18 protein-coding genes and 4 pseudogenes are annotated in these 20,791 nt (G+C 71.3%); 7 read left to right on the forward strand and 15 right to left on the reverse strand.

The genetic code is table 11. The features are described from left to right. Positions 1–56: 56 nt before the first annotated feature. Both ABZ939_RS11570 and ABZ939_RS11575 read right to left on the reverse strand, forming a co-directional pair. Positions 57–872: a class I SAM-dependent methyltransferase gene (locus ABZ939_RS11570; RefSeq protein WP_361852025.1), complete on the reverse strand. Its 816-nt coding sequence runs from the start codon at positions 870–872 to the stop codon at positions 57–59. A gap of 258 nt (positions 873–1,130) precedes the next feature. Then, complete coding sequence (locus ABZ939_RS11575) at positions 1,131–1,880, reverse strand: TioE family transcriptional regulator (RefSeq protein WP_361852028.1); 750 nt, start codon at positions 1,878–1,880, stop codon at positions 1,131–1,133. Between the two features lie 58 nt (positions 1,881–1,938). Between ABZ939_RS11575 and ABZ939_RS11580 the strand changes: the two genes are divergently transcribed. Beyond that, positions 1,939–3,141 (forward strand): erythromycin esterase family protein, encoded by a 1,203-nt coding sequence (locus ABZ939_RS11580; protein WP_361852031.1) that lies wholly within the window; start codon positions 1,939–1,941, stop codon positions 3,139–3,141. A gap of 115 nt (positions 3,142–3,256) precedes the next feature. Further along, on the forward strand, positions 3,257–4,072 hold the full coding sequence (locus ABZ939_RS11585; protein ID WP_361852034.1) for a sulfite exporter TauE/SafE family protein: 816 nt from the start codon (positions 3,257–3,259) through the stop codon (positions 4,070–4,072). A 182-nt stretch (positions 4,073–4,254) separates the two neighbouring features. On the opposite strand, the pseudogene ABZ939_RS11590 reads toward ABZ939_RS11585, so the two are convergent. The 7 genes and pseudogenes from ABZ939_RS11590 to ABZ939_RS11620 form a co-directional block, all read right to left on the reverse strand. Further along, positions 4,255–4,668: pseudogene (locus tag ABZ939_RS11590) on the reverse strand (transposase); the annotation flags it as partial. 195 nt (positions 4,669–4,863) lie between these two features. Beyond that, the gene (locus tag ABZ939_RS11595; protein ID WP_361852037.1) at positions 4,864–5,622 is read right to left on the reverse strand and encodes a DUF6193 family natural product biosynthesis protein; all 759 of its coding nucleotides are present in this window, start codon (positions 5,620–5,622) and stop codon (positions 4,864–4,866) included. Positions 5,623–5,918: 296 nt separating this feature from the next. Then, positions 5,919–6,557 carry a hypothetical protein gene (locus ABZ939_RS11600; protein WP_361852040.1) on the reverse strand — a complete coding sequence of 213 codons (639 nt, stop codon included), beginning with the start codon at positions 6,555–6,557 and terminating at the stop codon, positions 5,919–5,921. Continuing rightward, on the reverse strand, positions 6,554–7,378 hold the full coding sequence (locus ABZ939_RS11605; protein ID WP_361852042.1) for a hypothetical protein: 825 nt from the start codon (positions 7,376–7,378) through the stop codon (positions 6,554–6,556). The genes ABZ939_RS11600 and ABZ939_RS11605 overlap by 4 nt, the downstream gene beginning before the upstream one ends. 733 nt (positions 7,379–8,111) lie before the next feature. Beyond that, positions 8,112–8,795, reverse strand: coding sequence for a LysR substrate-binding domain-containing protein (locus ABZ939_RS11610; RefSeq protein WP_361852596.1), 684 nt, complete (start codon positions 8,793–8,795; stop codon positions 8,112–8,114). Continuing rightward, positions 8,784–8,939 (reverse strand): annotated as a pseudogene (locus ABZ939_RS11615) (LysR family transcriptional regulator); the annotation flags it as partial. The gene ABZ939_RS11610 and the pseudogene ABZ939_RS11615, both read right to left, overlap by 12 nt. 36 nt (positions 8,940–8,975) lie before the next feature. Continuing rightward, on the reverse strand, positions 8,976–9,575 hold the full coding sequence (locus tag ABZ939_RS11620) for a hypothetical protein (protein WP_361852045.1): 600 nt from the start codon (positions 9,573–9,575) through the stop codon (positions 8,976–8,978). Between the two features lie 129 nt (positions 9,576–9,704). Here ABZ939_RS11620 and ABZ939_RS11625 point away from each other — a divergent pair, with 129 nt between their 5' ends. Both ABZ939_RS11625 and ABZ939_RS11630 read left to right on the forward strand, forming a co-directional pair. Next, positions 9,705–10,052, forward strand: a complete 348-nt coding sequence (locus tag ABZ939_RS11625; protein ID WP_361852048.1) for a hypothetical protein — start codon at positions 9,705–9,707, stop codon at positions 10,050–10,052. A 121-nt stretch (positions 10,053–10,173) separates the two neighbouring features. Further along, a complete protein-coding gene (locus tag ABZ939_RS11630) occupies positions 10,174–10,803 on the forward strand; it encodes a class I SAM-dependent methyltransferase (protein WP_361852051.1) in 630 nt (209 codons plus the stop codon). A gap of 37 nt (positions 10,804–10,840) precedes the next feature. Here the strand turns inward: ABZ939_RS11630 and ABZ939_RS11635 are convergent, their stop codons facing one another. Further along, positions 10,841–11,572, reverse strand: a complete 732-nt coding sequence (locus tag ABZ939_RS11635; protein WP_361852054.1) for a peptidylprolyl isomerase — start codon at positions 11,570–11,572, stop codon at positions 10,841–10,843. Positions 11,573–11,742: 170 nt separating this feature from the next. On the opposite strand from ABZ939_RS11635, the gene ABZ939_RS11640 reads away from it, so the two are divergent. Further along, positions 11,743–13,110: an SMI1/KNR4 family protein gene (locus tag ABZ939_RS11640; RefSeq protein WP_361852057.1), complete on the forward strand. Its 1,368-nt coding sequence runs from the start codon at positions 11,743–11,745 to the stop codon at positions 13,108–13,110. Positions 13,111–13,115: 5 nt separating this feature from the next. On the opposite strand, the gene ABZ939_RS11645 is transcribed toward ABZ939_RS11640, so the two are convergent. Further along, positions 13,116–14,342 carry an MFS transporter gene (locus ABZ939_RS11645; protein WP_361852060.1) on the reverse strand — a complete coding sequence of 409 codons (1,227 nt, stop codon included), beginning with the start codon at positions 14,340–14,342 and terminating at the stop codon, positions 13,116–13,118. A 111-nt stretch (positions 14,343–14,453) separates the two neighbouring features. Continuing rightward, a pseudogene (locus ABZ939_RS11650) lies at positions 14,454–15,206 on the reverse strand (cytosine permease). A 69-nt stretch (positions 15,207–15,275) separates the two neighbouring features. On the opposite strand from ABZ939_RS11650, the pseudogene ABZ939_RS11655 reads away from it, so the two are divergent. Continuing rightward, positions 15,276–15,881 (forward strand): annotated as a pseudogene (locus ABZ939_RS11655) (TetR family transcriptional regulator); the annotation flags it as partial. A 351-nt stretch (positions 15,882–16,232) separates the two neighbouring features. Then, positions 16,233–17,855, forward strand: a complete 1,623-nt coding sequence (locus ABZ939_RS11660; RefSeq protein ID WP_361852063.1) for an amidohydrolase — start codon at positions 16,233–16,235, stop codon at positions 17,853–17,855. A 220-nt stretch (positions 17,856–18,075) separates the two neighbouring features. Here ABZ939_RS11660 and ABZ939_RS11665 read toward each other — a convergent pair whose 3' ends face one another. From ABZ939_RS11665 to ABZ939_RS11675, 3 genes are read right to left on the reverse strand one after another with little or no spacing between them, the layout of a single operon-like run. Then, positions 18,076–18,759, reverse strand: coding sequence for an SUMF1/EgtB/PvdO family nonheme iron enzyme (locus ABZ939_RS11665; protein WP_361852066.1), 684 nt, complete (start codon positions 18,757–18,759; stop codon positions 18,076–18,078). Next, a complete protein-coding gene (bla, locus tag ABZ939_RS11670) occupies positions 18,756–19,709 on the reverse strand; it encodes a class A beta-lactamase (RefSeq protein ID WP_361852068.1) in 954 nt (317 codons plus the stop codon). The genes ABZ939_RS11665 and bla overlap by 4 nt, the downstream gene beginning before the upstream one ends. A gap of 51 nt (positions 19,710–19,760) precedes the next feature. Then, entirely contained in the window at positions 19,761–20,708 is a 948-nt protein-coding gene (locus ABZ939_RS11675; RefSeq protein WP_361852071.1) for a hypothetical protein, read from the reverse strand. Positions 20,709–20,791: the final 83 nt, after the last annotated feature.

Below are 20,791 nucleotides of genomic sequence, written 5' to 3' on the forward strand. Positions count from 1 at the left end.
AGGGCCGTCGATCGCGTGGTCGGGTGGCGGGTCGGCGCGGGTCGGCGCGGGGCGGCCTACGCGGGTTTCCATCCCCAGACGGTGAGCATGCCGGCCGACAACGCGGCGCACTCGTCGGAGCCCAGGTACCGGACCGCCGCGTCGACGGCCGCATCGTCGACCAGGCCGGTGGCGAGCATCGCCGCTCTGCTCCGCTCCCATGTGTCCGCCCAGAAGCGGCTGATGGGACTGCCGGGCAGCAGCGGCGGCACATGGATCTCGGCGGCGACGGGCACCAGCCCCGCCCCGCGCAACCGGTCGGGGTACGAGGGCACCCAGGACACATCGGTGCCGATGGTGGCCCGCAGCCCCTGCCACATCGCCCGCATCACCACGGTGTACGGCGTGCTGGGCGTCCGGTCGCTCGTCAGGTCGACCGCGTCGCTGAGCACCAGCACACCGCCGGGCGCGACGAGTTCGGCCAGCCGCGTGATCAGACGGTCGCGCTCGGGCAGGTGCATCAGCACGAAGCGCGCGTGGACGAGCCGGAAACGGCCCGGGGCGAAGTCCGCGGCGGTGATGTCGGCCTCCAGCACGTCCAGCCCGGGCACGGCCCGTTCGGTGAGGAAACGTACGTCGCGGTCCACGGCGACAACGCTCGCCACCCCGGCCTCGTCCAGCAGCCGGCGGGAGACCGTACCCGTACCGGCCCCGACGTCGAGGCAGCGCCACCCCGGGCCGACCCCGAGTGCCCGCAGCCGCGCCATGGTGATGTCGTCGTAGGCGAGGGCGCCGAAGTCGATGCGCTCGCCCTCGCCGGCCTGTTCGGGAGGGAAGACGGCCTCGCCGTAGCGCCCGCCACCCGGCGCGTCCCCGCGCGGAGCGGCGGTCACGCCGCCGCCGACGCGACGCCGAGCGTGTCGTCGTCGAAGAGTTTCATGGCCGGACCTCTCACGGGGTGGGGCGACGCCGGGTGGCGGCCCCGAGGCCGCCTCCCCCCGATCCTCCACCGACGGCCGCCCGAACGGCCGAGGCGCGCCGCGAGCCTGAGTCAATCGGCCCAAGGGACACGGCACATGAAGCGGCCGAGCCGGCGAGCGGTGCGGATGTTGTGCGGGCGTTGCGCCGGCGACCCGAGTCCTACGCACCGCTCATCCGCGCTCGCGGAGATACGCCTCCAGCTCTGCGGCACCGGCCAGCATCGCGCGCCCGCGGGCGGACAGCCGACCGTGCCAGTCGCGCAGTGCCGCCTCCAGCGGTTCCAGCCCGCCTGCCGTCCGCACCTGGACGATCAGCGGGGCGATCTGCTCCAGCAAGTAGCCGCCCCGCCTGAGCTGGTGGGCCAGCCGGGCGTCCCGTACGTCGGCCTCGTCGTAGACGCGGTAGCCGGTCAGCGGGTCGCGGCGCGGGCGGACCAGCCCGGCACGCTCCCATTTGCGCAGCGTCGCGGGCCGGATTCCGAGCTTCTCTGCCAGCGGCCCGATGAACGTGCCGCCGGGCCCGGACAGCGCGGCCGTCCCGGACTCCGCACCGGGCTCGGGTGCCGTGGTGGGCTCCAGGTCACGCAGCGCGCTCTCCACGGCCTGGAGGGTCCGCCGGTCGTCGAGGAGCTGGGCGTGGCTCTCGTCGATGAGGCGGAACGCCCCATCGACCGAGCCTTGGTTCACGGCCCGCATGATCGCCGTCGCCGTGCCGTGGCCGTGGCCGGGCACCAGGGCGAGAAACGCGCGCAGGGCGCCCGCGTGCAGCGAGGTGTAGGTGCGGTAGCCGTGGGGAGTGCGGGCGGCGGCCGGAAGGATGCCGGCCTCCTCGTAGTTCCTGATCGCCTGCGTGGACAGACCGTGCCCGCGCGCCAGATCCACCGGCCGGAGTCGCTCACCGCTTTGAAGGTTTCTCCCCATGACTCCGACGATATCGCGCAAAAGTTTCAATCGAAGGTTCAACAATACCGTTGAAGGCATGGCTACTGACATCGAGTACGTCGCCCATGCCGTCGACGCAGCCGCCGTCATGAGGCTGCTCCCGGCCCGGCCCCGGCTGCTCGCCCTGGGCGAGCCCACCCACGGCGTGGACACTCTGCTCGACCTGCGTAACGAGCTCTTTCAGCAGCTCGTCGAGCAGGAGGGCTACCGGACGATCGCGCTCGAAAGCGACTGCATGATGGGCCTGGCCGTGGACGACTACGTCACCTCGGGCACGGGCACGCTCGACGAGGTCATGGAGCACGGATTCAGCCACGGCTGGGGCACCTCCGCGGCCAACCGCGAGCTCGTGCGCTGGATGCGCGCCCACAACGACGGCCGGCCCGCCTCCGAGCAGGTCCGCTTCGTCGGTTTCGACGGCCCGCTGGAGATGGTCGGCGCCGCGAGCCCCCGGCAGGCCCTCACCGCACTTCACGGCTACCTCGCCTCCCGGGTCGACGCGGACCTTCTCCCCTGCACCGCGGAAACACTCGACGGCCTGCTCGGCACCGACGACCGGTGGACCCATCCCGCCGCGATGATGGACCCGTCCCGGTCCGTGGGGCAGTCGGCCGACGCCGGTCGGCTCCGGCTGCTCGCCGACGATCTGGTGGCGCTGCTCGACGCGCAGACGCCACACCTGATCACCACGACCTCGCCGGACGACTGGGACCGGGCGCGCCTGTACGGGCGCACCGCCCTCGGTCTGCTGCGCTACCACTACTGGATGGCCGACACCTCACCGGCCCGCATGACCCGGCTGGTCGGCGTACGGGACCAGATGATGGCCCACAACCTCCTCGCCGTAGCCGCTCGGGGCCCGGCATTCGTCCACGCCCACAACTCCCATCTCCAGCGGGAGAAGAGCACGATGCGGATGGGCGGGATGCCGCTGGAGTGGTGGAGCGCCGGCGCGCTGGTCAGCGCCCAGCTCGGCGAGGCGTACGCCTTCGTGGCCACGGCCCTCGGGACGATCCGGCACCAGGGAGTGGACACACCGCCGCCGGACACCCTCGAAGGACTGCTGTACGAACTCCCGGAGGACCGCTGCGTCATCGACGCCCCGCGCCTGGCCAGCGCCCTCGGCGACAAGCGCCCCGCGCCCCGCGTGTCGCCCTGGTTCGGCTACGCCCCCTTCGACCCGGCCCACCTGGCGGACAGCGACGGGATGGTGTTCGTCAAGGACGTTCCACAGATCTAGAGCTACTGATCGGGCTTGGAGGACAGGACGAAGCCCGAGCCGGTGCCCGGTTCCTTCCCCCGAAGCTGGGGGCGTGCCGTAGCGGCCAGGGCCTCCACCAGCGAGGATGCCCTCCATGGCCACCGACAGAGATCTCGCTCCCGTGCGTTCGGCGCACTCCACGCCCCTGGTGTTCGGTGCGGGAGCCGGCATCGGCGTGTTGGGCGGGATGATCGGGCTGGGCGGCGCGGAGTTCCGCCTGCCGTTGCTGATCGGCCTGTTCGGGTTCGCCGCGCTCTCCGCGATCATCCTGAACAAGGCGATGAGCCTGGTCGTGGTCCTCGTGGCACTGCCCGCCCGTCTGACCGCCGTCCCCGCCTCCGAGGTGGCAGGGCACTGGCCCGTCGCGGCCAACCTGCTGGCCGGGAGCCTGTTGGGAGCCTGGGCCGGAGCGACGTGGGCGGTCCGCATGCGCGGCTCCACCCTGTACAAGGTGCTGGCGGCGCTGATGGTCCTCATGGCTGCGGCCCTGCTGGTCACGCACACCACGGCCCTGGGGACGCTCGCGTTGCCGCTGTGGGCCCAGGTGCCGAGCGGAGTTCTGGCCGGCTTCGGCATCGGCGTGGTCGCGGCGATCATGGGCGTGGCCGGGGGCGAGCTGCTGATCCCGACGATCGTGCTGCTGTTCGCGGTGGACATCAAAACCGCGGGAAGCCTCTCGTTGCTGGTGTCGCTGCCGACCATGCTGGTGGCCTTCGCCCGCTACAGCCGCGACGGCAGCTTCTCGGTCCTCGGCACCAACCTCCGCTTCACCATGACCATGGCCGCCGGGTCGATCGCCGGTGCAGTGCTGGGAGGGCTGCTCCTTGGAGCGTTCTCGGACCTGATACTCATCCCCGCCCTGGCCCTGCTCCTGCTCGCCTCCGCGGTCAAACTCGCCCGTCACGACTGATCTTGAGTCACCTCGACCGCGGGGGGCCAACTCAATACCCGATCATCGTGACGCACTTCGGCAGCTGGGCCGACAAGATCGGGCAGGGGTCTCACGTCACCGTGCGCGCGATCGCTCCCGCCGCACAGGTCGACCTCCGATGGAGTTTCGGGGACGAGGACGACTAGGCCCTTTCGTTGGGATCACCGGGCAGACCACAGGACGATGCCCGCGATGTGGAGTCCAGCCAGGTCGATGGTTGCGGTCTTCTCGTAGCGGGTCGCGAGCCCTCGCCACTGCTTCAAGCGGTTGATGCAGCGTTCGACCTTGTTCTGCTGCTTGTACGCCTCGCGGTCGAACACGGGTGGCCTGCCGCCGCGGCTCCCGCGACAAAGCCGGTGACCACGTTGATCGACCGGGACTGGGATCACCACACCGATCCCGCGCTGGCGAAGGTGGTCGCGGATCGCGCGGGAGGAGTACGCCTTGTCAGCCAGGACCATGTCCGGCCTGGTGCGAGGCCGTCCTCGTCGACGCGGAACACGCAGGCGGGCCATCACGTGGGTGAGGGCGGGCGCGTCGCCGGCCTGTCCGGCCGTGAGGTGGAAGGCCAGAGGCCACAGACGCTCTATGTCATACGGGAATTCGTCCGAGACCCACACGCGTGCGGGCCCGGAAGGCAGGAACCGGCCGGGAGGCAGACCATTGGGCGGGGCAACCGACATGGTCGCACCGTAGACGGTGGTGCTGACAATGCAGCTATTTGCTGGGCCCGCGGATGCCTCCGCCACCAGTGATCCAAACGAAGCGCCCTAGTCGAGTTGGGAGCCACCGGCCTGGACGGACGGGCTGCCGTCGGGGGGCAACGCCTGTACGACCAGGGCGATCGCTTCGGCGGCGGTGGCGACAACCGCGTGCGCGCTGAGCGGCGCGCCTTGGCGCCCGACCAGCCAGCCATTGTTTCCGGCAGGCCCGATCGTGAAGAGGTCGTTGGAGAAAGGCGGCGCGGGGGCGCGGTGAAATGTGAGCATGCCGTGGGTCAGGATCGGGACGAGGTGGCGAAGCTCCTGCGTGTTGTAGGCCTCTTCCACCAGAGGACCATTCCACTGGCCGGAAGTCTCCTCCCTCGCCACGTCCCACGCGTACTCGGCAGCGCGCCCCTCCTCGTGTGCTACCGCGCGCGGGGAGGCGGTGAGCCATGTCCGACGCCCGGCGATCACGGTGAGTGCGTCGCCACGCTGCCAGTCGTCGATCGCCTCCGCCACATCCGTCAGCCTCTCGGCCTGCCCGGAAAGGGCCGCTCCCAGCCAGGGAATGGTCAGGTCGACCCTGATGCCGTGCCGGTCGCGTTCCAGGACTACATGGACGGTCCCGCGCTCTGCTTCGACGACGACGGTGACCGGCCCGTGAGGCGCTGAGGCCCATTCCGTGACATGCAGGGGCGCCAGGGTGATTCCGGCTGCTGCCGCGATGCGCCGCAGCCCAGCGCCCGGGTCGCCGGCGTCGGAGCTGAGCTCCGGGTAGAGCGTGCAGTCCATCGTCGGTCCGCTGTGCAAGGGCTGGGTCGTCACGGGTGGTTCGCCTCTCGTCCGGCCGACCACGATACGTGGCCGCTGCCTCGCCCAGAGGCCGAGCCCCTCCGTGATCCGGATCTGACCGATCAGTAGGGGGATCTGAAAGAACGTCCTAGCGGCGGGGCCCCGAGCGAGGCCTGCTGTGCGGGGAGCAGGCCCGGCGGGCGACCACAGAGCGGGGTGTCACCCGCTCATCCAACGGCCCAGCTGACGGATAGGCACGGCCCGCATTCCGAAGCCCGGGCGATGTGACCGCGCGCGGCGGTCTCGCGGTGGACATCATCGAGTGCTGATCACCGCCTACTGATCCCCGGGGCGGTCCGGGCCTCGTGCAGGTTCGGCTCGTCCCGCAGCAGCGGCACCGGGCCCCGCAGCGCGAATCCGCCGGGGAGGTCCAGCCGACCGCCCCGGCGCTCGGCGATCACCGCCCCCTGCGCCCCCAGGCTCGCGTCGACCGCGCACTCCCCTGACCGCACGCCGGTCAGACAGGCGTCGCGGACCACACAGACCAGCCCGGAGATCCAGAAGACCACGTTCAGCTGAACGTCCAGTGTGCCGATCTTCGCGCCGTCCACATAGACGTCGACGTAGGGCCGGTGCGTGGAAGTGACCCGGTGGGTCGCGAGCGCGACGACCTCCTCGCTGCCCGGCAGGTCCCGGGTACGGCGCGCGGCGGACTGCAGCGCGGAGTGGCCGCGCCAGCCGGCGGCGACCAGGTCAAGCACGTCGAGGCCGAGGAAGTCGTCCACGACGCTGGCCAACTCGTGCTCGACGGCCCGGTCGGCGGCGGGCGTCCGGCCCCGTACGGGTGCGAGCAGCGGCCCGGCCGCGCCATGGTCACGCAGCGGGCCGTCGAGGCCTTCCCCGTCGCCGAGCAGGAACGAGCGGACGGTCGTCGGGGTCGTGGCCCTCAAGGGCGCGGTCGTGGTCATCGGTCCTCCTCGTCGAGGGTCTGCCGGCCGGGGTCCGGGTGCGGGTCGAGCCGGGTGGAGCGGGTGGGCGGCTCGCCGGGCGGCCGGTACTCGATCAGCGCCGTGTCGCCGGCGGCGGGCCGCAAGGTGGCCCGTACGTGGTTGCGCACCCAGCGGGGGCCCCGATGCAGCCGCCCGAAGTAGACGGCCGCGGCGGCGGCGAGGGCAAGCGCGCCGCCGAGGGAGGCGGGGCCGACGACCCACCCGACGGGGGTGGAGCCTCCGGTGGTGCCGGGCGGGACGGTCGGATTCGGGTCCGTCGGATTCGGGACCGTCTGGTTCGGGTCGGTCCGAATCGGATCCGTCGGAGTCTGACCCGTCGAGCCCGGCTCGTCCGTGACCTCGTACGAAGCCTCGCCGTACTGCTCCGGATAGTCCTGGCAGACCGCCCGCACCGTGTGCGCGCCCGGCTCCGCGTCGCTCGGTACGGGGAAATCCGTGGCGAAGGTGGCCTGCTCCGTGACGGGGGCGGTGGCCAGCGGCGGCTCGTCGCCGTCCCACAGAAGGTCGACGTTCGAGCACCGGAAGCCTGTCCCCTCCGCCTGTACGGTGTTCCCCTTCGCACCCTCCTCCTCGGCGAGGGTGAGGAGCGGGTCCCCCGGGCTTTCGACGACGAGGTCGGCGTCCGCGTAGAGGGACGGCTCATCGGTGCACTCGGCCCGGAAGGTGTACGTGTCCGGGTCCGTGTCGGCCGGGATGGGCTCCGTGTACGAGAAGTCGCCGTTCTCCTCCACGGGGATGCCGGACGCGATCTCGGGCCCGTCGACCACGTGGAGGTACACGGTGCCGGCGGAGCACCCGTCGAAGCCCCTGCCCCGCACGTCGATCGGGTCCCCGACGGAGCCGTGGTCCGGGTCCAGTGTGAGGGAGGCCGCGGCAGCCGGCGGTTCCGACGTCGTCGGCGGCGGTTCCGAGGTCGGCGGCGGCGGCGGTTCCGGCGGCGGCGGTTCCGGTTCCGGCGGCGGTTCCGACGTGCCCGGTGGCGGTTCCGACGTCGTCGGCGAGGGCGGCGGGGGCGGCAGTTCCGCCGCCGACGGGATAGCGACCGGCCCCACGCTGATCGCTACGCTCAGAAGCACAGCCATCAGCAATCGACGCACCAGCCGCGGGGCAGTGACCATAGGAAGGAGGAATTGGGGAACACCCTCATTTTCCCACCAGGTTCACACGCGCGCGCGTCGTCTCTCTCGGCGGCTCAGCCGCGGGCTCCACTCCAGCCAGTGCGGGTCGGGCACCACGCCTCGGCGTCCCCGCCCCTCAGTATCCGGTACCGGGCAGTCAGCGCGAGCGGCGGCGCACCGTAGATGGTGGTGCTGACAGTGCAGCTATTTGCCGGGCCCGAGGATGCCTCCGCCACCTGTGATCCAAACGAAGCGTCCTAGGGCGGTTCTGAAGGGGGCACGGTCGGGTGAGGCGCTCGGCCGGGCCCGGGACGCCTCGGGACCCCGTCGCCGACTCGGCGGGCACGGCTTAGGGGAGTCCGTCCGGTGAAGCGTGCGCGGCGTCGTGCTGCGCTCACCAGGTGTCGGATCGCCGGTGTGATGTTCCGGCCGGGGCGAGTGACCAGGAAGGCGGTGGCGGTGATGCCGGTGAGAGGGCGCAGTGCGGCGCGTGGCGCTCGGGGCAGGTCGCCGAGCGGGTAGAACACCGTCCAGGACGGCTCACCGGCTGCGATGTCGTACAGCGTTGCCTCGAACGTCGTGAAGGGCGGGCCGAGCGGTGGCACGAATCCCGCGTCCTGGCAGGCCGACATGTGTGGAACGCCGGGTTGTTCCGTTGCGGCGCCAGGCGAAGGGGCAGTCCTGCCAGTTGCCCGAGGGTGAGGCTCTCGTGCTCGGCGAGAGGGTGACCGAGGGGGACCGCGGCCATCAGGCTGTTCGTCCACAAGGCGGTGAAGTCCAGACCGGGCGCGCCGTCGAGCACGCGGACGTCCGCGGCGTCCGGTTCACCGGAACGTACGGCGGCCAAGCGCTCGTCCGGTGCCAAGCGATGGAGCCGGACGCGCACGTCCGGTGCGGTCTCGGACAGGTCGTCCAGTAGTTGATACGTCCGGGCGTCGAAGGCCCGAGTGATGCCCAGGTGCAGCGTCTGCCGGTTATCCGCGGCCAGTTCCGCGGCGACCGTGCGGGTGCGCTCAACAGCGTCCAGTACCGCACGCGCCTCCGCGAGGAGCCTTTCCCCGGCTCGGGTCAGCCGCACGTGCCGGGTCGACCGGTCGAACAGCTTGACGCCCAGGGAGCGTTCGAGGCGCTGGATCTGTCGGCTGACGGCGGCCTGGACGATGTGCAAGCTGCGTGCGGCACTGCCGAAGCCACCGGTCTCGGCGACGGCGACGAAGTACCGAAGCTGCCGGAGGTCGGGGGTCCGGGGCGGGTCGGCTCAGCCGAACCAGACCACCAGGCGGACGTTCTCGTCGCCGTGCTCGGCCGCCAGCGCGCGCATCGCCGCCCAAACCGGGGCCCAATCGCCGTCCGGAGGAACGATCATCCCGGCCGTGTGGACCACCGGACGGTACACGGCGCCGTTCAGATGGACCTCGCCGCCCGGCGGCCAATCGTTCGGGAACAGATCCTCGCCGAAGAGCTCCTCAGCCGCGTCGAGCACCTCGATCGGCGCCCAGAGTATGTCGTGCAGGACGAGTTCGCCGTCCGGTCCCGGCCGCCACTCGCCCACACGGCGCCCGTCGGGGCGGTCGCAGATCGGCGCGTCCCAGTCGACCGCCGCGATCTCGGCCCACGTCGCGTACGAGTGGCTGTGGTTCAGGTCGTCGACCGCCTTCGGCACCTCCTCGCAGGAGTCCTCCGGCCACCCCCGTGCGCCGAAGACCGGCCGGTCCACTCCGAGGCTCCCGCCGTAGCCGAACATGGCTTCGCGCTCGTCCCGCTGCTTCCAGAGGTCGAAGTCGAGCAGATCGACCTCCATCTCCCACGCCCCGCCCACCGTGCGTGCCTCGATCAACCCGTCGATGAGCGTCCCCATGAACGGCGATGCTATCGGCGAGAGACCCCCAGGGCGTTTCCGTGATCCGAGCGCCCGCCGTCGTCGATGGACCGCGGAAGGGCGGGCGTTAGACTCCACGCGCTTGGTTTCGCGAGTGATGGGGGCAACGTGGCAGGTGAAAGCGGCAGCTCCGGCAGAGCTCGGCGCGTCGACTTCGGCACAACGATGTTGTTCGGCGGGGTGTATGCCGGCGCGTTGCTTCTCGTGGTGACAGGCTTCGCCGTGGAACCGAGCGGTTGTGGGGGGCGCTTTCAGGCCTCGTGCTCAGGCGGGACGTACTGGCGCCTCGGCATCGGCTTCGGTCTCATCCTGGTGGTGGCTCCTGTTCTTCACAAGGTTGTACCGAGTGTTCCGTTCGAGCAGGGTGTCGGCCGGACCGCTGCTGTCACCGCCCTGCTGTTGGGTGCGACGGTTGGTGTCGCACTGGCTTTGATGGCTGTTCGCATGGCGGGTTGAGGCGTTCGGATCACCGCACGGACCAGATGTAGATGCCCGCGATGCGGAGTGCGGCGACGTTCACGGTGGCGGCACGGGCCGGCGAACTGTGCGAACGTGCGCGGATGTTAGCTTCTCTCGCATGGTGGAGCATCAGGACGAGACCAGGGCGGCCTACGACGGGGTCGTTGACCTGTATGCGTCGATGTTCGCCGATCGGCTGGAGTCGCGGCCGTTCACGCGGGCCATGATCGGTACCTTCGCCGAGCTGGTGCGCGCGACGGGGAACCTGCGGGCAGCCGACGTCGGGTGCGGGCCCGGACATCTGACGGCCATGCTGCACGACCTGGGGCTGGACGCCTTCGGGCTCGACCTTTCCCCAGGCATGGTCGACCACGCCCGGCGGGCCCATCCGGCGCTGCGGTTCGACGAGGCACGGATGGAGGCACTGCCGGTCGAGGACGGCGCGCTCGGCGGCGTACTGGCCCACTACTCGATGATTCACACCCCGCCGGGGGAGTTGCCCGCGCTGCTCGCCGAGCAGGTGCGTGTACTGGCACCAGGGGGACTGCTCCTGGTCTCGTTCTTCGCGACCGACGCCCCCGAGCCGATCCGCTTCGACCACAAGGTGACACCCGCCTACAGCTGGCCGGTCGACCGGTTCGCCGAGCTGCTGGCCGGGGCCGGGCTCGTCACGTTCGCCCGGCTGATCCACGACCCGGACTCCGAACGAGGCTTCCTCGACGCCCACTTGCTGGCCCGACTGCACTAGACCATCGATTCATGAGGGTGTCCCAAGCTGTTCGGGACTATTTCTGTGCGATCGTCACGCCCTGGATGGCGACCTTCTTCCTGGGCGTGCCGTCGCCTTCACCGTTGGCGTTGTCCGATCCCGCATTCGCGACGTCCTCCAGCAGGTCCAGGCCGCCGGTGATGTTGCCGAAGACGGTGTAGTTCGGGGGGAGTTCGGAGTCGCCGTAGACCATGAAGAACTGGCTTCCGTTGGTGCCGGGGCCGGCGTTGGCCATGGCGAGGACACCCTTGGCGTACGTGGCGGTCACCCTGCCGGAAGCGGGCTTCGGCAGGTTCTCCTCCCCGTACTTGTAGGCCGGCCCGCCCGAGCCGGTGCCCGTGGGGTCACCGCACTGGAGGACCTTCAGGGCGCCGGTGGTGAGGCGGTGGCAGTTCGTCTTGTCGAAGAAGTTCTTCTCGGCGAGGTAGGTGAAGGAGCCGACGGTGCAGGGAGCCTTCTTTCCGTCCAGGTCGAGCTTGATGTCGCCGAGGTTGGTCTTGAGGGTGGCCTTCACCGTGCTCGCGTACGGGGGCTTCACGGGCGGCCTTCCTACGTCCTTGGCTCCCTGCTCCGTGTTGGGCAGGTACAGGCACTCCCCAGGTCTGGCGCCGGGCGTGGGAGGGGAGGTGGGGCCCAGCGGGGTGGCCCTGGCGATCAGGTCGGGCGTCGAGTGCGGAAGGGAAGCCAGGGTGACGAGTCCGGCAACGAGCGCGGAGCCGGTCGCCACGCGTACAGCGGCGGAGAGCATGAAAGTCCGTTCACAGGCGCAGACAGGGGATTCGATCTTGGCGCGCGTGCTTGCATCCGCAGAGCGAAACGCCGCCGGGGTCGCCCCAACGAGCGACACCGGTCCGTGTTTCGGTTGGACGACGCGGGGGTCCGGCGGCGAGTGTCAGTCGTGCCGCGTACCGTCTGCGCATGATTGATCGACGGCCACCCTTGTCATCGGCACACGACTTCGCGACCTGGGAGCCCGTGCTGCGGCTCCTGCTGGCCGACGACAAGGAGCGGCGTGCTGCCCGGTCCTTCCATGTGGCGGGACGCATTGGCCGGCATGGCTGGAGCCTGCCCCTGCCGGGACGAATGTCGTCGGAGGAGCGGGTCGCGGTGGAGCGCATACGGAGGGCGCTCGCGCGCGGTGGGGTCGAGGAGGTCGCGTTCACGGCGGAGATCCGACCGACCGGGAAGACCACGCTCGGCCTGGTCTGGCCCTGCGCGGCCGTGGAAGCCGCCATCGGTTACCCGGACCTGGGGGTGCTCGTCCTGGTCGACGGTTCGCTACCCGAGCCCTGGCGCCGCCTTCCCGCTCCGGCGCCCGGGTCGGTGCCTGCCCCTTCGGCGGATCTGGAGCTGTTGGAGCGGACGCTTCGTGAGCGGTTGCCCGACATGATCGGTGCGACGGAGGACGAGATCGCCGCCGCCGAAGCGCGGCTCGGCGTCACGCTGCCCGACGAGCTCAAGGTGCTCTACCGCGTCACCCGGGCACGGTGGGAGGATTGGGGCGACGACTACGGGGCCCCGAACCGTGTCGCCAAGGCGGTCGGCTACGAACTCTGCGCCTTGGACGACCTGCACAGCGTCGACGCGGCGGCCCGCCACTCCCGCTGGGCGCACTCGGCGACGAAGGCGGTCAGCACTCCGTCCGACGCCGCGGTACAGGGTCTGGCAGGCTCACCCGGCTGGATCGCCTTCGGGAGCAACGGCGGCGACGAGCTGGCGGTCGACCTGACACCCGGCCCGCGCGGACACCTCGGCCAGGTCATTCTGGTCGACCACGAGAAGAGCATCGGTGCCGAACTCGTGGCCGACTCCCTCACCGACCTGGTTCTGGACCGGGCGAGGAAGGAACGCCGTGTCCCTCGCGCGGATCAGCTTCCGGTCGTGGCCGGGGTCGGCAGCGGGAGGTTGCAGACCATCGATGCCGCAGCTCATCCCGCCCTTGAAGTCCTGTCCATCGACGTCGGCGACGGCGCGCCGTTCAGCCTTGCCCCAGTCATCGGGCTGCCCCGCCTGCGCACCCTCACCGCCTCTCCCGGCACACTCGCCGACCCTCTGGAGATCGCCCGACTCACCGGACTGGAGTTCCTGGAACTCGGCCCGCAGGAATGGCGAGTACTCCTCGACGCGGGAGCCGTCCCACGCACGCTGTCGGCCGCCGCCATCGGGGGCCGGCGCGGTCAGGATCCCGTGGACATCGTGGCGATCGCCAACGAACTCCTGGCTCTCTGGGGCCGGCCCCAGATCGTCCGGACCGTCCTCGAAGGAGACCTCGGCCCCGTGGCGTAACGGCTTCAGGAGGCGACGGCGGCCGGGACACGGTGGACCTTCTCCCCGGGGGAGCGCTGCGCCCAGCGGACGGCGAAGGGAGTCGCCAGGCCCGTCAGGGCGAACAGCGCGCCCACGACGTACCACCCCGGTCGCCCCCACGTGATGCAGAGCGCGATGAGCAGCCCCGGCCCGAGGGTCTCCGCGAGACCGGCACCCAGGCCGAACACGCCCAGGTACTGGCCGGTGGCATGCCGGGGCGCGAGGGCGAAGGACACCTCGAAGCCACCGGCGGCATGCCACAGTTCACCGATCGTGTGGACGACGACCGCGGTCAGGAGCAGCGCTGCGGCCGCCCACGCCGGCAGTCCCGCCGACAGCGAGATCAGCGAGCAGGAGACGAGGAAGGCCACGCCCGATCGACGGTAGGCGGCTCCGCCGGCCGCGGGGGAGTCGACGGCACGGCTGGCCCGCACCTGGAACGCGACGACGATGACGGTGTTGACGAGCATCGTGCCCGAGATGAGCCAGCGCGGGGCGGTCACGGCCTCCATCAGCCAGAGCGGGATCGCGATGGTGAGCACCTTGAACTGGATGGCCATGATGCCGTCGAGAGCGGTGAGCAGAAGGTAGGGCCGGTCCCGCAGGGCGACCCAGCGCGGGCCGTCGGCGGCGGGACCGGGCGCGACCGGTGGCAGAAGGACCAGGATCGCCGCAGAGGCCGCGAAGGCGATCGCGTTGCCGACGACGAGAAGCTGGTAGGCGCTGTGGGTGCCCACCTGGACGACCCAGCCCGCCAGCAGGGCGCCGAGCGAGATGCCGATGTTGGTCACGGAGCGGAGATAGGCGCGGAACCGCTGCGGCCGGTCCCCTCCGTAATGTCGGATGAGGGGACTGCGTGCGGCCAGTCCCGCCGCCTGTGCGCCGGTGGCCGCGCAGACCGTGAGGACGAACAGCCAGAAGTCGTCGGCGAAAAGGAAGCCCGCCGTCGCCGCCGTCCGGACGGCGAGGGTGATGGCGTACACACCGCGTGCGCCGCGTGTGTCCGCGAGGCGGCCGACGGCGATGCCCAGGGCGAGCGAGGCGAACCCGGCGATGCCGAGCCCGAGCCCCACCTGACCAGCCGGAAGATGGACGGCCTGCGTGAAGTACAGGACCCCGGCGGTCAGATAGAGGCCGCTGCCGACCGTGTTGACGAAGTTCGAGGCCGCGATGACCCGTTGAGGTCCGGTGTCCGGCAACAGAGGGGGCATGGAGGGGCTCCGCGTCCAGGCAGGGAGTAAGGACCCGCTCAGCTTCTTGCATATTACTTGCAATAACAAGAGACTTGCGAAAACTCAGAGCCCTTAGGCCGGTACCGGCGCTCAGTCGCCCGCCCGCGCGGCGCGCACGGAGGCGGAGTTCCGCATCATGAACGCGTAAACGGCGGAGGTGACGAGGATGCCGGCGGGCAGTTCGAGGTCCACGCCGCCCAGGGCGTCGGCGACCGGGCCCGTGTACACGGTGTCGACGCAGAGGGCGGCCGCGGTGACGCCCGCCCCGAGCGCGAGGGCGCCCGCCCCGTTGACACCGCCGGAGTACCAGAACGGGCTCCTCGGGGTCTCGTCCATGAGCGCGAGGCCGTCGTAGCGGTTGCGGCGCAGCAGGATGTCGGTGGCGTACAGGGTCATGGCCGGGCCCAGCAGTACGACGGTCAGCTGGAGGACGTTGCTGACCGTGTCCACGGTGACGCCGGCGAGGAGCGTCGCCCTTGTTCACGCGGTTGCCGCGGATGCCGTACATCGTGCGTGTGATCACCTCGCTGGGCGCGCCCGCGGCCGGTCCGGACATGGCCAGCACTCCGGTGAGCAGCCAGAACAGATTGCCCACCACGATCACCAGGAGCGCCTGCCCCAGGCTCAGGCCCATGAGGATCAGGGCCCCGCCGATGACCAGGCTGAGGTAGTTGACATTGGCCGCCGCCCATACCGCGAACAGCTCACTGGGCCGCCCATGGCGCTCTGTGTCCGGGATGTGGTCGATTCCGTGGACCTCGACCGCCCCGGCCGGTCCGTCGCCGGCGGCGTGACAGGGGCGCCCTGAGGGCCGGGGCGCGGGTCGGGGACGGTCGAAGCCATGAAGCCCTCCGAATGCGTGGCGTGCCCACCTGCTTGCTTATTGGTCGCACACTCAATAGCATCGCCGGTATGTCGTCAAGCGTCCAGCGCAAACGAGTTCGCAAATCCCCCGAGGCCCGGCGGGCAGAGATCGTCGAGGCCGCCGCCGGCGTCGCCCTGACCGAGGGACTGGAGTGCGTCACCCTGCGGCGGATCGCCGAGGAACTCGACGTACGACCGGGGCTGATCAGCCACTACTTCCCGTCGGCGGAGGAGCTGGTCGCCGAGGCCTTCAGCACGGCCGCCACCGGCGAGCTCGACGCGCTCCTGCCCGCCGACAGGCCGGACGGCACGCCCACGCAGTACCTCGCCCGCTACTTCGCCCTCTCGGCCGGAGAGGCGTACGACGACATCAGCCGCCTCTGGATCAACGCCCGGCACCTCAGCCGCTACCGCCCCCTGTTGCGCGACCGGGTCGCCGAGCAGGAGCTCGCCTCCGACGACAGGCTGGAGGGGCTCATCCGCGACGGCGTAGGGAACGGGGAGTTCCGTACGGACGACCCGCGCGCGACGGCGATCCAGATCCTGGTCGTACTCGACGGCCTCGGCGCCCACGCCAACACCGACCGCAGCAACCGCCCGGAGGTCGTGACCCGGATGGCCGTCACCACCGCGGAGCGCGAACTCGGCCTGCCGAGCGGCACCCTCGACCGCGCCGCCGCACTCCCGGGGCCGGGCGCTGAGGCAACCTCCGAGGTGGCCGAAGCTTCCTCGGGAGCGGCCGACGGCGACGCTGCGCCGGGAGCGGTGGACAGCCATGCATCCCCCGGAGCGGCGGCCGACGGTGACGCTTCCTAGGGAGCGGCCGACGGTGACGCTTCCCCGGGTGGGACCGACCGTGACGCTTCCCCGGGAGCGGCGGACGGTGACGCTTCCTCGGGCGGGACCGACCCCGGCGCCGCCCCCACCACCCCCCGCTGACCCCGCCCCGCCCCTACCGGCCCTTCTCCCACCCCTCCTCTCCTCCCGCTTCTTCCTGGAGCCCCTGTGCGCACCTCTCTCGTCCTCCTCTCCGCCCGCCTGCTCGACCCGGTCACCGGCCACCTCCTGCCGGAGAGCGCCCTGGCCGTGGCCGGAGGGCGGATCTCCGCCCTGGGGGACGACCGCGAGATCCGCGCGCTCGCCGACTCCTCGACGACCGTCGTCGACCTCAAGGGAGCCGTCGTCACCCCCGGCCTGACCGACGGCCACCTGCACCCCGTCTCCGGCGCCGAACTCACCCACGGGCTCGACCTGTCGGGTTGCGCCGACCTCCCCTCCGTACGCGAAGCCCTCGCTCGTGAGGTCCGGTCGCTCGAACCCGGAGCGTGGCTTTTCGGATGGGGCCTGGACCCCAACGTGTTCGGCGAACGGCCCGTCGAGTCCGCCGCCCTCGGCCCCGTACTGGACGGCGTACCGGCCCTCCTCCAGCTGTTCGACGCGCACTCCATGCTCGCCAGCCCCCGCGCGCTCGAACTCGCCGGCGTCGACGGCCCCCGGACCTTCGACCAGGCCGCCGAGGTCGTCTGCGACGACGCCGGCCGGCCCACCGGCCTGCTCCTCGAGGACGCCGCCTGCGAGCTCGTCGAGCGTGCCGCGCCGCAGCCCACGCACGCGGAGCGCCGCGACCGGCTCGCCACCGCACTGCGCGCCATGGCAGCCGCCGGGCTCACCGGCGGGCACGCCATGGACGCCAACGGCGAGAGCCTCGCCCTCTACACCGAACTCGACGCGGTCGGCGAGCTTCCCCTGCGCCTGCGTGTCTCACCCTGGTGCCAGCCCGGCACCGACGCGGACGGACTGAGCGCCCTGATCGAGCAGCAGGGCACCGGTGGCACGCTCTGGCGGACCGCCGGCGTCAAGCTCTTCATGGACGGCACGATCGACAACGGCACCGCCTGGCTTGAACACCCCGACTGCCACGGCGAGTCCACCCACGCCTTCTGGCCCGACCCCGCCGCCTACACGCACATCGTCGGCGAACTGCACCGGGCGGGGGTGCCCACCGCCACCCACGCCATCGGCGACGCGGCCGTCCGGCACGTCCTCGACTCCGTCGAGAAGGCCCAGGCCGGCGACCGCAGCGGGGTACGGCACCGCATCGAGCACATCGAGAGCGTGCCGGACGACACGCTGCGCCGATTCGCCGAGCTCGGTGTCATCGCGTCCATGCAGCCCACGCACTGCTGCGACTTCACCCGCGCCGACCACACCGACAACTGGTCCCGCCGCCTCGGCGAGGAGCGCGCCTCCCGCGCCTGGCGCTGCCGCGACCTGCGGGACTCCGGAGCGTCCGTCGTCCTCGGCTCCGACTGGCCCATCGCGCCCTTCCCACCCCTGGGTGTCATGGCGGGCGCCCGGCACCGCCGTCCGAGCCGCGACCTCACCCAGCCGCCGCACGGCCCCGAGCAGGCGCTCACCCCGCTGGAGGCGCTCCAGGGCATGACCCTCGGCCCCGCGTTCGCGGCGGGCGAGGAGCACGAGGCGGGCCGGCTGGCCGTCGGCCACCGCGCCGACCTCACGGTCCTCGCGGACGACCCGCTCACCACCGCCGCGACCGAACTGCCGGACCTGCCCGTCCTGCTCACGGTCCTCGACGGCCGCCCCACCCACCGCGACGCGAGCCTGTGATCCGTTCCGCCCGCTGACCGGAGAGGACCGGAGACGCCCGGAGGGGCCGCCGTCCACGGACGGCGGCCTCTCCGCTGCGCACGGCCCGCTTCAGCCCTCGAAGACACACCGCCCGCCGACGAGGAACGGCGCCGCCCCGGTACGTACGCACCCACCGTCAGCGCACGACGAAACGCACGACGAAACGCACGACGGAACGCACGACGGAACGCACCGATCGTCAGCGCACGATGGAACGCGCGACGCGGAAGCCCACGTCGTCGACGCGGAACGTCGGGTGGCTGCGCCGGCGCGCGGACGCCCGGCAGCTCCAGTGCTCGTCGAACCAGCCACCGCCGCGCAACACCCGGTAGGACCCGTAGACCTCGGCGTCGTAGACGTCCCAGCACCAGTCCCAGACGTTGCCGAGCATGTCGTGAAGCCCCCACGCGTTGGGGCGTCTCCCACCCACCTCGTGAAGGTGCTCGCCGGAGTTGCCGCGGTACCAGGCGATCTCGTCGAGCGGCCCGTAACGCGGTCCGGCCGAACCGGCACGGCAGGCGTGCTCCCACTCGGCTTCGGTCGGCAGCCGGTAGCCGTCGGCCGTCGCGTCCCACTCGATGTCCTCGCCGGCGTCCTCACCACCGAAGCGGTAGGCGGGTGTGAACCCTTCGCGCTCGGACAGTGCGTTGCAGAACCGGACCGCGTCCCACCAGGACACACCTTCGACGGGTAGCCGCTCCCCGTGCGCTGTGCTCGGCCGCTGCCCGGTGACCTGCGCGTAGGTCGCCTGCGTGACCGGAAACGAGGCGAGCTGGTACGGGGCGACCTCGACCGACCAGCGGCGCTGCGTCCGCCGGTCCGACAGTGTGACCCGCCCCGGCGGGACGGAGATCATCTCCATGCCTTCGTACGCGTGCGTCATGACAGGGCCTCGGCGACGACGGAGGCCGCATCCGCGATCAGCTTGTTGTCGTAACGAGCGTCTGCCTCATGGCGGTTGGACAGGATGGCGAAGACGACGGGCGCACGGCCGGGCGGCCATGCGACGGCGATGTCGTTCCGCGTGCCGTAGGTGCTGCCCGCCCCGGACTTGTCGCCGACCACCCATCCCTCGGGCATCCCCGCCCGGACCAGTTCCTTGCCCGTGGTGCTGGTCTTCAGCCACGTCGTCAGCCGGGCGCGTTCGTCGGCGCCGAGGACGTCACCCACGACCAGCGCGCGAAGGTCCTGGGCGAGGGCCCTCGGGGTGCTCGTGTCGCGGGTGGCGCCCGGTTCCCATTCGTTCAGCTGCGGCTCGCGCCGTTCCATCCGGGTGACCTTGTCACCCCACCCGTCGAGCATCGCGTCGAGCCGCTCCGGACCGCCGAGTCGGTCGAGGAGGAGGTTGGCCGCGGTGTTGTCGCTGTGGCGTACGGCGGCCTCGCACAGGCCGTCCAGGCTCATCCCGGTGCCCACGTGCTTCTCGGTCACGGGGGAGTGGGCCACCAGATCGTCCCGGGAGTACGTGACCGTCCTGGCCATGCCGCCCGCCGTGTAGGTGCGCAGCACGGCGCCGGCCGCAAGGGCCTTGAAGGTGGAGGCGTACGGGAAGCGGGCGTTGTCGTTGTACGTGACCTCACGACCGCTGCCGGTGTCCACGGCGTACACCCCCAACCGCGCGTCGTACGCGCGCTCGAGCTCCTTCAGTCGCGCCGCCACCGGCTGAGCCGCCGTACTGGTCGCGGACGCCCGCGGCGGGGAGGGTGAGGACGACGGGCCGGCCGGGGTACCGCCCTTGCCACAGGCCCCGAGCGGGACGAAGGCCAGGACGGCGACCGCGGCAAGCAAGTGGCGTCGGGTGCGGACGGACGTGCGGGTACGGACATGCGGCATGAGCCCAACCTACCCACAGCGTGATCGACCGCTCCGCATGGTGGGGCCGCATCACCCGTCTTCGGAACCCGTACCGGGGGAGTGGAGACAACTGACGGCCGCGGTCGCTGAGAGACGAACGGCGTCCGGTGCCGCGGCCTGCATCCAGCCGGGCAGGTCGGAGGGCAGGCGCGGGGACCAGTGCTCCACCGCTTCATTTCTCAACTCTGCGAGGGCGTCCTCCCGGACGACGGCAGGCGGTACGAACCGTCCGCCGGCCACCCGGACGTGCTCCTCCCAGCGGTCCTCCCAGAACTCCACCGTCCAGCCCGGCCAGCGGGGCGCCATCTCACCGGCTCCCGCGACGGCGTTGAGCAGCCACCAGCCGACCCGTCGCCGCACCGGATCGACATGGATGCCGGAATCGGCGGCAACCGCACACACGCCGTGGTCCGGCGCGTCGGCGAGCCGGTCGACGAGGGCCGGTCCTTCGGCGATCGGGTGGTCGTTGACGGCGGAGAGCAGGTGGCAGCGGCCGGCGCCGATCGTGACGACACGGACCAGCGGGTCACGTTCGTCCAGTTCCTCGTCGCCGAGGTCCAGCGCCGACTCCGCGTAGACGGACGGCCGCCGGTAACGCACCTCGTCCGGGTCCAGGCCCAGATAGGCGGCGAGCTCGGCGGGACCGTCGTACGTCCAACGCAGCTCCCAGCCCGGCCACGCACGCCGCAGGACCTCCCAGGTGGCCGACCGGTGGCGCATCTGCGTGATCGGTCCTTCCCAGGCGAAGAGGAGGAGAGTCCGGCTCCGCAGATCGATGAGCGCCGCGGCCTCGCACATACCGTCGTCACGCCACCGCCCGCTCACCCGGCTGCGTGCGCGGATCAGGGGCACGACGACATCGGGCCCCGCCAACAGGTCGAGGTCGATCCCCACCGCCCCGAAGCGCGCCTCGTACACCTCGTGCCCGCCGACCGCTCCGCCCTCCGGCACCACCACATACGTCGCCCAATTGGCCATGCCAGGAATGATCGCCTGCGGCGGCTCCGAAAGCCCAATGTTCTACCGGTTTCGGGTGTGACCGATGAGTTCTGCCGGCGGCG

The organism is Streptomyces sp. NPDC046712, assembly GCF_040645695.1.
Classification (GTDB): Bacteria; Actinomycetota; Actinomycetes; order Streptomycetales; family Streptomycetaceae; genus Streptomyces.